At 61.7% G+C, this 12,599-nt stretch carries 11 protein-coding genes and 1 pseudogene; 11 read left to right on the top strand and 1 reads right to left on the bottom strand.

Annotated elements, in window-relative coordinates; translation table 11 throughout:
* From POF45_RS07995 to POF45_RS07945, 11 genes and pseudogenes are all read left to right on the top strand, one after another.
* Positions 1-636: a MotA/TolQ/ExbB proton channel family protein gene (locus tag POF45_RS07995; protein ID WP_019689340.1), complete on the top strand. Its 636-nt coding sequence runs from the start codon at positions 1-3 to the stop codon at positions 634-636.
* The gene (locus POF45_RS07990; RefSeq protein WP_259495657.1) at positions 633-1,061 is read left to right on the top strand and encodes an ExbD/TolR family protein; all 429 of its coding nucleotides are present in this window, start codon (positions 633-635) and stop codon (positions 1,059-1,061) included. Before POF45_RS07995 ends, POF45_RS07990 begins: the two co-directional genes overlap by 4 nt.
* The gene (gene lpxK / locus POF45_RS07985; RefSeq protein WP_282315491.1) at positions 1,061-2,071 is read left to right on the top strand and encodes a tetraacyldisaccharide 4'-kinase; all 1,011 of its coding nucleotides are present in this window, start codon (positions 1,061-1,063) and stop codon (positions 2,069-2,071) included. The genes POF45_RS07990 and lpxK overlap by 1 nt, the downstream gene beginning before the upstream one ends.
* 25 nt (positions 2,072-2,096) lie before the next feature.
* Complete coding sequence (locus POF45_RS07980) at positions 2,097-2,282, top strand: Trm112 family protein (protein ID WP_007945752.1); 186 nt, start codon at positions 2,097-2,099, stop codon at positions 2,280-2,282.
* A pseudogene (gene kdsB, locus POF45_RS07975) lies at positions 2,279-3,044 on the top strand (3-deoxy-manno-octulosonate cytidylyltransferase). The gene POF45_RS07980 and the pseudogene kdsB overlap by 4 nt, the downstream one beginning before the upstream one ends.
* Complete coding sequence (locus tag POF45_RS07970; RefSeq protein ID WP_259495653.1) at positions 3,044-3,508, top strand: low molecular weight protein-tyrosine-phosphatase; 465 nt, start codon at positions 3,044-3,046, stop codon at positions 3,506-3,508. Before kdsB ends, POF45_RS07970 begins: the two are co-directional and overlap by 1 nt.
* Complete coding sequence (murB, locus tag POF45_RS07965; RefSeq protein WP_259495652.1) at positions 3,505-4,524, top strand: UDP-N-acetylmuramate dehydrogenase; 1,020 nt, start codon at positions 3,505-3,507, stop codon at positions 4,522-4,524. Before POF45_RS07970 ends, murB begins: the two co-directional genes overlap by 4 nt.
* Positions 4,525-4,761: 237 nt before the next feature.
* Positions 4,762-5,235, top strand: coding sequence for a (2Fe-2S)-binding protein (locus tag POF45_RS07960; RefSeq protein WP_259495651.1), 474 nt, complete (start codon positions 4,762-4,764; stop codon positions 5,233-5,235).
* The gene (locus tag POF45_RS07955) at positions 5,232-7,562 is read left to right on the top strand and encodes a xanthine dehydrogenase family protein molybdopterin-binding subunit (RefSeq protein WP_282315490.1); all 2,331 of its coding nucleotides are present in this window, start codon (positions 5,232-5,234) and stop codon (positions 7,560-7,562) included. Before POF45_RS07960 ends, POF45_RS07955 begins: the two co-directional genes overlap by 4 nt.
* Entirely contained in the window at positions 7,562-8,545 is a 984-nt protein-coding gene (locus POF45_RS07950; protein WP_259495648.1) for an XdhC family protein, read from the top strand. Before POF45_RS07955 ends, POF45_RS07950 begins: the two co-directional genes overlap by 1 nt.
* On the top strand, positions 8,542-9,138 hold the full coding sequence (locus tag POF45_RS07945; protein WP_282315489.1) for a nucleotidyltransferase family protein: 597 nt from the start codon (positions 8,542-8,544) through the stop codon (positions 9,136-9,138). Before POF45_RS07950 ends, POF45_RS07945 begins: the two co-directional genes overlap by 4 nt.
* 130 nt (positions 9,139-9,268) lie before the next feature.
* Here POF45_RS07945 and rne read toward each other — a convergent pair whose 3' ends face one another.
* Entirely contained in the window at positions 9,269-12,487 is a 3,219-nt protein-coding gene (gene rne, locus POF45_RS07940) for a ribonuclease E (RefSeq protein WP_282315488.1), read from the bottom strand.
* Positions 12,488-12,599 lie beyond the last annotated feature (112 nt).

Genomic DNA, 12,599 nt, shown 5'->3' with positions numbered 1-12,599 from the left:
GTGTGGGAATTGGTCAAATCCGGCGGCTGGATGATGCTGCCGATCATTCTGAGCTCCATCGCGGCCATGGCGATCGTCGCCGAACGTCTGTGGACCCTGCGCGCCAGCCGTGTGACCCCGGAGCATCTGCTCGGGCAGGTCTGGGTCTGGATCAAGGACAAGCAGCTCAATAAGGAAAAACTCAAGGAATTACGCGCCAATTCGCCGCTGGGTGAGATCCTCGCCGCGGGCCTGGCCAACTCCAAACATGGTCGCGAGATCATGAAAGAGTGCATCGAAGAGGCCGCCGCCCGGGTTATCCACGAGCTGGAGCGCTACATCAATGCGCTGGGCACCATCGCCGCCATGGCGCCGTTGCTGGGTCTGTTGGGCACGGTGCTGGGCATGATCGATATCTTCAGTTCGTTCATGAGTACGGGCATGACCACCAACGCTGCGGTGCTGGCCGGCGGTATTTCCAAAGCCTTGATCACCACGGCATCGGGCCTGATCGTCGGTATCCCGTCGGTATTCTTCCACCGGTTCCTGCAACGGCGCATCGATGAGCTGGTGGTGGGGATGGAGCAGGAAGCCATCAAGCTGGTTGAAGTGGTGCAGGGTGACCGTGACGTTGATCTGGCCGAGGGCAAAGCGTGAAATTCCGCCGCAAGCAACGGGAGAACGTGGACATCAATCTCGTGTCGCTGATCGACGTGGTGTTTGTCCTGCTGCTGTTTTTCGTTGTGACCACCACCTTTACCCGTGAAACCCAATTGCGCGTCGACCTGCCCGAAGCCGTCAGTGGCTCGCCCGCAGAAGACCAGCAGCTCAAGCAACTGGAGATTGCGATCAACGCCGACGGCGTGTTTTCGGTCAATAACCAGTTGTTGCCCAAGAACGATCTGGCCAGCCTGATGGACGCTTTGCAGAAAGAGTCCAATGGCGACACCAAGCTGCCGCTGACCATCAGCGCTGACGGCAAGACGCAGCATCAAGCCGTCATTACCGCCATGGACGCTGCCGGCAAGCTCGGTTTCAGCCACTTGCGCATGACCACTGTCGAGGCGGCGCCGGCGCACTGATGGCCATGTCCGATCGTTTGCTCGACGCCTGGTACAACGGCCATCCGGCCCTGAAACTGCTGCGGCCACTGGAGTGGTTGTATCGGCGTGTGGTCATGGGCAAGCGCCAGCGTTTTCTGGCGGGCGAGGGCGAAATCTATCAGCCGCCAGTGCCATTGATCGTGGTCGGCAATATCACGGTGGGCGGTACCGGCAAGACGCCGCTGATTCTGTGGATGATCCAGCACTGCCAACGCAGCGGTTTGCGGGTTGGCGTGGTCAGCCGTGGCTATGGCGCCAAACCGCCTCAATTGCCGTGGCGGGTCGAGGCCGATCAAAGCGCCGACGTCGCCGGCGACGAGCCATTGTTGATCGTGCAGCGCACCGGCGTGCCGTTGATGATCGACCCCAATCGCAGCAATGCCGTCAAAGCGCTGCTGGCCAGCGAACCGCTGGACCTGATCCTGTCCGATGACGGCATGCAGCATTACCGCCTGGCGCGGGATCTGGAACTGGTGCTGATCGATGCCGCTCGCGGCCTGGGCAATCAACGTTGCCTGCCTGCCGGTCCACTGCGTGAGCCAGTCGAGCGCCTGCAAAGTGTCGACGCGGTGCTTTATAACGGCGCCTTGGCGGATCGCAATGACGGGTTTGCCTTTCAGTTGCAGCCCAGCGCCCTGGTCAATCTGCAAACCGGCGAGCGCCAGTCGCTGGACCACTTCGCCCCAGGCCAGCGCCTGCATGCCGTGGCCGGGATCGGCAACCCGCAACGTTTCTTCAAAACCCTCGAAACGCTACACTGGCAGCCCGTGCCCCACGCGTTTGCCGACCACGCCGAATACAGCGTGCAGGCCTTGAATTTCACCCCGTCATTGCCGTTGGTGATGACCGAAAAGGACGCGGTGAAGTGCCGCGCCTTTGCTGCCGCCGATTGGTGGTATCTGGCGGTCGATGCCGTGCCGTCGCCGGCCTTCGTGGCCTGGTTCGACACGCAGCTGATGCGTCTGCTGCCGGCCCGACTTTTGCCTTAACTCCGTTTTTATCCAGGGAATGCTCATGGACACCAAATTGCTCGACATCCTCGCTTGCCCCGTCTGCAAAGGCCCGCTCAAGCTCAGCGCCGACAAGACCGAGCTGATCAGCAAAGGCGCCGGCCTTGCTTACCCTATCCGTGACGGTATTCCGGTGATGCTTGAAACCGAGGCCCGTACCCTGACCACCGATGAGCGTCTGGATAAATGACCCCAGTCTTTACCGTTGTCATCCCGTCGCGCTACGCCTCCACCCGCCTGCCGGGCAAACCGCTGTTGCTGATCGCCGGCAAGCCGATGATCCAGCACGTCTGGGAACAGGCGAGCAAAAGCAGCGCCCAGCGCGTAGTCGTAGCCACTGACGATGCGCGCATTGTCGAGGCCTGCAAGGGGTTTGGTGCCGACGTGGTGCTGACCCGTGAAGACCACAACTCCGGCACCGACCGTCTGGCCGAGGTCGCGGCGAAGCTGGGTCTGGCGCCGGACGCCATCGTCGTCAACGTTCAGGGCGACGAGCCGTTGATCCCGCCGTGCGTGATCGATCAGGTCGCCGCCAACCTGGCGGCTCATGCCGAAGCGCGCATGGCCACCCTGGCCGAGCCGATCGAAGACGTCGAAACCCTGTTCAACACCAACGTGGTCAAGGTCGTTACCGATCTCAACGGCCTGGCGCTGACGTTCAGTCGGGCGACATTGCCGTGGGCCCGTGAGGCGTTTGCCAAGCACCCGGAAAAAACTGCCGGAAGGCGTGCCGTATCGCCGCCACATCGGCATTTATGCTTACCGCGCCGGTTTCCTGCAGGACTTCGTGAGCTGGGGCCCGTGCTGGCTGGAAAATACCGAGTCCCTGGAACAGCTGCGAGCGCTGTGGCATGGCGTGCGGATTCATGTCGGCGATGCACTCATTGCACCCCCTACCGGTATCGACACCCTCGAAGACCTCGAACGCGTTCGTCGCATTCTGGAGGCCTGATGCAGGTTCTGTTCGTCTGCCTGGGCAACATCTGCCGTTCGCCCACGGCTGAAGGTGTATTGCGGCACAAGCTGCGCGAGGCGGGGCTGGCCGATCAGGTCGAAGTTGCCTCCGCCGGCACCGGTGATTGGCACGTCGGCAAGGCCCCGGACAAGCGCAGCCAGGCGGCGGCCAAGTTGCGTGGCTACGATCTTTCGGCCCAACGCGCCCAGCAAGTGTCCCGTGCCGATTTCGCCGCCTACGACCTGATCCTGGCGATGGATAACAGCAACTTGCGCAACCTCAAGGCCCTGCAACCGGCCAAGGGCAAGGCCGAGCTGGATCTGTTCCTGCGCCGTTACGAATCGACAGTCGATGAAGTGCCGGATCCGTATTACGACGGCGAGCAGGGCTTCGAACAGGTGCTGGACTTGATCGAACAAGCCTGCGATCTGCTGGTGATCGAACTGAAGGGACGGCTATGAGTTTGCAGGTGCAGTCACAGGTTTCCCTGAAACCGTTCAACAGCTTTGGTGTGGACGTTCGCGCACAATTGTTTGCCGAGGCGCACAGCGATGCCGACGTGCGTGAAGCGCTGGCTTGTGCGGCAGCAAGCGCGGTGCCGCTGCTGGTGATTGGTGGCGGCAGCAACCTGTTGCTGACGGCGGATGTCCAGGCGCTGGTGCTGCGCATGGCCACGCGTGGCATTCGGATATTGAGCGATGACGCCAGCAAGGTCGTGATTGAAGCCGAGGCAGGCGAGCCTTGGCATCCGTTCGTACAGCACACGTTGGCGCAGGGTTTGTCGGGACTGGAAAACCTCAGCCTGATCCCCGGCACCGTCGGCGCGGCGCCGATGCAGAACATCGGCGCTTACGGTGTCGAGATCAAGGACGTATTTGCCGGCCTCACCGCGCTGGATCGCCAGACCGGCGAGCTGCGCGACTTCAGTCTGCATGACTGCAACTTCGGTTACCGTGACAGCCTGTTCAAGCAACTGCCGGGGCGCTGGTTGATCCTGCGGGTACGTTTTGTCTTGAGTCGAACCGCCCATCTGCACCTGGAATACGGCCCGGTGCGTCAGCGCCTGACCGAACAGGGCATTGATCATCCGACGCCCAGCGATGTCAGCCAGGCGATTTGCAGCATCCGCAGCGAAAAACTGCCTGATCCGCGGGTGCTGGGCAATGCCGGCAGTTTTTTCAAGAACCCGCTGGTATCGGCGGCGCTGGTGGCACAGCTCAAGCTGGAATACCCGGACCTGGTGGCCTATGCGCAACCCGACGGGCAGATGAAGCTGGCGGCGGGCTGGTTGATCGAGCGGGCTGGCTGGAAAGGATTCCGCGAAGCCGATGCTGGTGTGCATAAGTTGCAGGCGCTGGTGCTGGTCAACTACGGCACTGCGACCGGGCTGCAATTGCTGGAGCTGGCGCAACGCATCCAGAAAGACATTTCGCAACGATTCCATGTCGATCTGGAAATGGAGCCCAATCGCTATTGAGGCTACGCTTCAAAGCGATCATCGAAGCCCTGCACAACTTCATTGTGCAGGGCTTTTTTGTTAATGCCGGGTTAACTTAGCCACCTAACGATGCAAATCTTCGCTCCACCAAAGGCCCGATGCAGATGATGTCGCCTGCATAAGAGAGCCCCACCAGCCTGAGTCGATCTGTGTGAACCACCGCCAACCTTCGGCGGCAGATTGCCGGGCCCATAACCGAACCAAAAGGGCGTGCCCATGAATACCCTGATACTCAACGGTCAACCACACAAAATGGACGTTCCTGACGAGATGCCGCTGCTTTGGGCTATTCGTGATGTGGCGGGCGGTCATCCAGGAACAAAATTCGGCTGCGGCATGGGTTTGTGCGGGGCCTGCACGATTCACATCAACGGCCAGCCAGCGCGTGCCTGCATTACGCCAATCAGCGCGGTAACCGGGCAAAACGTCACCACCATCGATGAACTGCACAACGACCCGATTGGCCAGATCGTCCAGCAAGCCTGGCTCGACACTGCCGTGGCCCAATGCGGTTTCTGTCAGGGCGGGCAGATCATGTCCGCCACCGCGCTGCTCAAGGTCAACCCGAACCCCAGCGACGAGCAGATCGAAGAAGCGATGGTTGGCAATATTTGCCGTTGCGGCACCTACAACCGCATCAAGACCGCAATCCGCCAGGCCTCGACTCACTTGAAAGAGGCCAAGGCATGAGCCAGCTACCGAATGATTTTGCCCTGAGCAACCTGACGAATCTCAGTCGTCGCGGCTTTCTTAAAGGTGTGGGCGCGACCGGCGCCTTGGTGCTGGCTGCGAGCTGGGGCTGGCAGGACGCGTTCGCCGAAGACAAGCCGAAGCAGTTCGGCGCCGATGGCATGCCCAACGGCTGGGTCGATGACCCGAAGGTGTATGTCAGCATCGCCGCCGACGGCACGGTGACCGTGGTGTGCAACCGCTCGGAAATGGGCCAGGGCGTACGCACCAGCCTGAGCATGGTGGTGGCCGACGAACTGGACGCCGATTGGGCGCTGGTCAAGGTTCAACAGGCGCCGGGTGATGAAGTTCGCTACGGCAACCAGGACACCGATGGCTCGCGCAGCATGCGCCACTGGTACGAGCCGATGCGCCGTTGCGGTGCCGCCGCCCGGACCATGCTCGAACAGGCCGCCGCTGATCAGTGGAAAGTGCCACTTGGTGAATGCCGCGCGCAACTGCACAAAGTCATCCACCAACCGACCGGCCGCGAACTGGGCTACGGTGCCCTGGCTGTCGCAGCGGGTGCGTTGGCGGTGCCGGCCCGTGACAGCCTGCGGCTCAAGCAACCGTCAGAGTTTCGCTACATCGGCAAGGAGGGCGTCAGGGCCATCGACGGCGCAGACATCGTCAGCGGTCGGGCGGTCTACGGCGCTGATGTGCATTTCGACGACATGCTCTACGCCACCATCGCCCGCCCAGCGGTTTATGGCGGCAAGGTCAAATCCTTCAATGACGGCGCGACCTTGAAAGTGCCCGGCGTGATCAAGGTTATCCAGATAGAAGGCCGCCCGTTGCCATCGGAGTTTCAGCCGTTGGGCGGCATCGCCGTGATCGCCAGCAATACCTGGGCCGCCATCAAGGGCCGCGACGCGTTGAAAATCGAGTGGGACGATGGTCCGAACGCCAGTTACAACTCGATTGCCTATCGCAAGGAGCTGGAAGCGGCGTCGCTCAAGCCCGGCAAAGTCGTGCGAAATACCGGCGATATCGACAAGGCGTTGAGCGCAGCCAGCAGCACGCTCGAAGCGTCCTACTACTTGCCGCACCTGGCGCAATCGCCGATGGAGCCGATGGTTGCCATTGCCCGTTTCAAGGATGGCGTGTGTGAGGCCTGGGCGCCGAGCCAGGCACCGCAGGTCACTCGCGAGCGAATCAGCGAACGCCTGGGGCTGCCCTTCGATAACGTCACCTTCAATGTCACGTTGCTGGGCGGCGGTTTCGGTCGCAAATCCAAGCCGGATTTCGTCATCGAAGCCGCGATTCTGGCCAAGGAATTTCCCGGCAAGGCTGTGCGTGTGCAATGGACCCGTGAAGACGACATCCATTGTTCGTATTTCCACACCGTGTCCGCCGAATACCTGAAAGCCAGCCTGAACAAAGACGGCCTGCCTTCCGGTTGGCTGCATCGCACCGTGGCGCCGAGTATCACCGCGTTGTTCGCGCCGGGGATGAATCACGAAGCGGCTTTCGAGCTGGGCATGGGTTTCACCAACATGGCCTACGCGATCCCCAATGTGCGTCTGGAAAACCCGGAGGCCACGGTCCACACCCGGGTCGGCTGGTATCGCTCGGTGTCGAACATCCCCCACGGTTTTGCAATTCAGAGTTTTGTCGATGAGCTGGCGCACAAGGCCGGGCAGGACCCGCTCAAGTATCAGATCAGCTTGCTGGGTCCGGACCGACAGATCGATCCGCGTACCTTGAGCGAAGAGTGGAACTACGGTGAATCCCCGGAGCGTTATCCAATCGACACCGGGCGTCTGCGCACGGTGCTGGAAACCGCCGCCAAGGCTGCTGGCTGGGGGCGCACATTGCCCAGGGGCCGAGGCCTGGGTCTGGCGGTGCATTACAGCTTCGTCACCTATGTGGCGGCGGTGATTGAGGTCGAGGTCAAGGATGACGGTACGCTGATCGTGCACAAGGCGGATATCGCCGTGGATTGCGGGCCGCAGATCAACCCCGAGCGGATTCGCTCACAGTTCGAAGGCGCCTGCGTCATGGGCCTGGGCAATGCGGTATTGGGTGAGATCAGCTTCAAGGACGGCAAGGTCCAGCAGGACAACTTCCATATGTACGAGGTGGCGCGCATGTCGCTGGCGCCGAAGGAGGTGGCAGTGCATCTGGTCACGCAGCCGGGGGATGTGCCGTTGGGCGGTGTCGGTGAGCCGGGTGTGCCGCCAATTGCCCCGGCGCTGTGCAATGCGATCTTCGCCGCGACCGGCAAACGCATTCGCAATTTGCCGGTTCGCTATCAGTTGCAAGGCTGGCAGAAGGCTGAAGCCTGATGGACAGCGTTGACCTGAACGTTTTGCGCGCTGTGCTGCAATGGCGGCGTGCCGGACAGCGGGTGATGCTCTACAGCGTGGTCCAGACCTGGGGCACTGCGCCTCGGGCACCGGGTGCCATGTTGGCGCTGCGTGAGGATGGCGCGGTGATCGGCTCGGTGTCTGGTGGCTGCGTTGAAGACGACGTCATTGCGCGGTTGCACGATGGGCGCATTACGCCGGACGGTCCGCCCGTGCAAATGATCACCTATGGCGTGACCCGTGAGGAAGCCGCGCGATTCGGCTTGCCTTGCGGTGGCACCTTGCGCCTGACCGAAGAGCGGATCGGCGATCCAGCGTGGGTGGCCGAGTTGCTGGCCCGGTGCGAGGCCCATGAAATTGTCGCCCGTTCGCTGGACATCGCTACTGGTGAGGTGGTGTTGCAGCCGGCGCACAAGAGCGATGTGTTGAGCTTTGATGGCAGCACCCTGCGCGCCATTTACGGACCGCGTTGGCGACTGTTGCTGATTGGCGCGGGGCAATTGTCGCGGTATGTGGCAGAAATGGCCCGGCTGCTGGATTTCGAAGTGTTGATCTGTGATCCGCGCAGCGAGTTTGTGCATGGCTGGGAAGAGCAGCATGGCCGCTTTGTCCCGGGCATGCCCGATGAAGCGGTACTGAACATCCAGACCGATGAGCGCACTGCCATCGTTGCCCTGACCCACGACCCGCGTCTGGACGACATGGCCCTGCTCACGGCACTGGACTCCAGCGCGTTCTACGTCGGCGCCCTGGGCTCTCGGGTCAACAGTCAGAAGCGGCGGGAGAATCTGGCGCTTCTGGGTCTGTCTCCACAGTCCATCGAGCGCTTGCACGGGCCGATTGGTTTGCATATCGGCAGCCACACACCCGCAGAAATCGCCTTGTCGTTGATGTCAGAGATTGTGGCAATCAAGAACGGCGTCGAATTGAAGCAGAAGAAACCGGTGCAGGAGGGCGTATGAGCGAGGCGGTGGGTGTCATTGTGTTGGCGGCGGGACAGGGCAGTCGCTTTCGACACGTCGCCGGTGCCGACAAAGACAAGCTGCTGGCGGATTGCACGGGTCGTGATGGTGCTGTGCGCTCGGTGATTGAGCAGGTACTGGGGAATTTGCCGGCGACGCTTGAGCGACGGGTGCTGGTCACCACCGAGGATCGCCCGCAGGTGATTCGCATGACCCAGGCTTATGGGTGCGAAATTGTGCTGATCGAATCCACGGGCATGGGCGACAGCATTGCCGCAGGGGTCGCGGCGTGTCCGCAGCTTGATGGCTGGTTGGTGGTGCTGGGTGATATGCCGTTTATTCTGCCGTCGACGATTGAGCGGGTGGTGGCGGGAATTGTGGAAGATGGCGTCAGCGTACCGGTGCTGGAAGGCGAGTATGGGCACCCGGTGGGGTTTGGCCGAAGTCTGGGGCCGGGGTTGATGGTGCTGTCCGGTGATCGTGGGGCCAGTCCGTTATTTACGCAGGCGCGGGTGGTCGAGGTGGCAGTGGATGATCCTGGGGTGTTGTGGGATGTGGATGTGCCGCAGGCGTTGGTCTTCAAGCAAGCGTGATGCATATCTAAGGGGGCGGTTGCTCTTCTGTGACCCGCCTCGAACCCCGCGCGAGCGAGCTCGCCCGATGTTCAGACATAAAAAAGCCCCGCCTGGGTCACCAGGCGGGGCTTTTTAGTGGCCGATGGAATCAGGCGAGGGGTTTATGCTCGTGCTCTTTTTCCAGGGCCGGGGCGTGTTGCTCTACCACTTCGTCAGTGGTCGGGGCAGCAGGTTCAGCAGCCGCTTCGGCAACCGGGGCAGGGGCTGCCTCGACGACTTCAGCTACGACCGGTGCCGCTTCAGCAGCAGCCGGTGCCGCAGCGGCTGCCAGTTCGGCTTCCTTCTGCAGACGCTCGGCTTCACGCTTGCGACGACGCACTTCACGCGGATCGTTCGGTGCACGGCCATTTTCAGTCAGGGCGCTGACTGGAGCGGCTTCAACTACCGGTGCAACCACTTCGGCGACAACCGGCGCTTCAACCACTGCCGCAGGCTCGGCAGCAGCAACCACGGGTTCGGAAACCATGGCTTCTGCAACTGGAGCTTCAACGATTGGCGTTGGTGCTGGTGCTTCAACGACCGCTGGCTCGGCAACCCAGTTGAACGCGGTTTGCTCTTCACGAACTTCGCGAACAGCCTCGGTCACGGTTTCAGAAACGGTTTCAACAACCGGTTCGGCTACCACGGCAGGCGCTTCAGTCACGATGGCAGGTTCTGCAAACGCTGCCACTTCTGGCTGGGCTTCACGAACCGGAGCGACTTCAACTTCCGGCACAACAACAGCTTCTACCGGCGTCGTTGCTTCAACCACTGGCGCTTCAACAGCAGCGGTTTCCTGAACGGCAGCAGTAGCGCGTTCAGCTTGCTCGTTGGCTTGTGCTTCAGCCGGTGCACTGATCACGGTGCTGGCAACTGCGGCGGTGACCGCCAGGCCTGCAGCCAGATCGGCAGCGCTTGGCGCATCGCCAGCTTCGGTGCCTTCAGCCGATTCGGACTCTTCCGAACCTTCGATCACGTTGCCGTTGGCATCACGTTGACGCTCGCGACGGTTGCTGCGACGACGCTGACCACGGGAGCGGCGGCGTGGACGATCGCCTTCGGCGCCGTCCTGACCGTCTTCCGACAGTTGCTCTTCGTTGCCTGGCAGTTCTTCTTCGGCGACGGCAGCAGCGGTTTGCTCGGCACGTGGCTGACGCTCTTCACGCGGTGGGCGTGGCGCGCGTTCTTCACGTGGCTGACGGGCCGGACGCTCTTCAGCGGTGGCAGCAACAGCAACACCAGCAACAGCCGGAGCAGCATCCAGAGGTTCGCGCAGTTCACGAACCGGACGCTCTTCGCGCTCGCCTCGTGGCTTGCGCTCTTCGCGTGGCGCGCGCGGTGCACGTTCTTCACGAGGGGCGCGTGGTGCACGCTCTTCACGTGGAGCGCGTTCTTCGCGGGCTACTACTGCCGGGGTTTCTTCACGGGCTTCGCGTGGCTCACGTGGTGCGCGTTCTTCACGCGGTGCACGTTCCTCACGTGGCTTGCGTTCTTCATCACGGCGACCGTTACGGTTGCGGCTCTGCTGACGACCGTTGCGACGCTCTTCGTTACGGGCCGGACGCTCGGTGGCCGGTTTTTCAACCACTACCGGTGCAACAGGCTCTTCCTTGGTGGCGAACAGGCTGACCAGCGACTTCACCAGACCTTTGAACAGGCTTGGTTCTGGCGCGACGGCTGGAGCTGCAACCGGAGCTGCGACGACTTCGGTCGGCACGGGTGCGTTGGCACGGGCCGGAGCAGTCTTGACCGCAGCTTCCTGGCGAACCAGGGTGCGGGTCGCAGCGGCTGGCTGGACTTCTTCCACTTCAGCAGCGGCAGCAGCGATTTCGTAGCTGGACTGGTTGACGTGGGCTTCCGGGCTGTCATCACGCAGGCGCTGAACTTCGAAGTGCGGCGTTTCGAGGTGATCGTTCGGCAGAATGACGATGCGGGCACGGGTGCGCAGTTCAATCTTGGTGATCGAGTTGCGTTTTTCGTTGAGCAGGAACGCGGCCACCGGGATTGGCACTTGTGCGCGAACTTCGGCGGTACGGTCTTTCAGGGCTTCTTCTTCGATCAGGCGCAGGATCGCCAGCGACAGCGATTCAACATCACGGATGATGCCGGTGCCGTTGCAACGCGGGCAAACGATGCCACTGCTTTCGCCCAGCGATGGACGCAGGCGCTGACGGGACATTTCCAGCAGGCCGAAGCGCGAGATGCGACCGACTTGCACGCGAGCGCGGTCGGCTTCCAGGCATTCGCGGACTTTCTCTTCCACGGCGCGCTGGTTCTTGGCAGGGGTCATGTCGATGAAGTCGATGACTATCAGGCCGCCGATGTCGCGCAGGCGCAACTGACGGGCGATTTCTTCGGCGGCTTCAAGGTTGGTCTGCAGGGCGGTTTCTTCGATGTCGCTGCCTTTGGTGGCGCGCGCCGAGTTGATGTCGATGGACACCAGGGCCTCGGTTGGATCGATAACGATGGAGCCGCCGGAAGGCAGTTCAACGACGCGCTGGAAAGCGGTCTCGATCTGGCTTTCGATCTGGAAACGGTTGAACAGCGGAACGCTGTCTTCGTACAGCTTGATCTTGCTGGCGTACTGCGGCATCACCTGGCGGATGAAGGTCAGGGCTTCGTCCTGGGCTTCAACGCTGTCGATCAGCACTTCGCCGATGTCCTGGCGCAGGTAGTCGCGGATGGCGCGGATGATCACGTTGCTTTCCTGATAGATCAGGAATGGCGCGGAGCGATCCAGCGAGGCTTCTTTGATGGCGGTCCAGAGTTGCAGCAGGTAGTCGAGGTCCCACTGCATTTCTTCGCTGCTGCGGCCAAGGCCGGCAGTGCGCACGATCAGACCCATGTCGGCCGGTGCGACCAGGCCGTTCAGGGCTTCACGCAGTTCGTTGCGCTCTTCGCCTTCGATGCGGCGGGAGATACCGCCGGCACGCGGGTTGTTAGGCATCAGAACGAGGTAGCGACCGGCCAGGCTGATGAAGGTGGTCAGGGCGGCGCCCTTGTTGCCACGCTCTTCTTTTTCAACCTGGACGATGACTTCCTGGCCTTCGGTCAGGACGTCCTTGATGTTGACGCGGCCTTCGGGGGCTTTCTTGAAGTATTCGCGGGAGATTTCTTTGAGGGGCAGGAAGCCGTGGCGCTCGGAGCCGAAATCGACAAAGGCAGCCTCAAGGCTTGGTTCGATGCGAGTAATCCGGCCTTTATAGATGTTGGCCTTCTTCTGCTCGCGTGCACCGGATTCGATGTCCAGGTCGTAGAGGCGCTGGCCATCTACCAGTGCAACACGCAACTCTTCGGGTTGAGTTGCGTTAATCAGCATTCTTTTCATGTAGTACCGTCGGTTTCCGGGCTGCCGGAAACGGCGTTCGGCACACACGACTTCTCACGGTCGGTGTCAGGTGCGTCAGGAGTGGTTGGACACTCCAGTGTCTAGCGAACCC

Origin of the sequence: Pseudomonas fungipugnans (assembly GCF_029955235.1) — a bacterium.
In the GTDB taxonomy this organism is placed as follows: domain Bacteria; phylum Pseudomonadota; class Gammaproteobacteria; order Pseudomonadales; family Pseudomonadaceae; genus Aquipseudomonas; species Aquipseudomonas fungipugnans.
The sequence above is the reverse complement of the archived record's forward strand: the minus strand, read 5'-3'. Positions and strand labels throughout refer to the sequence as shown.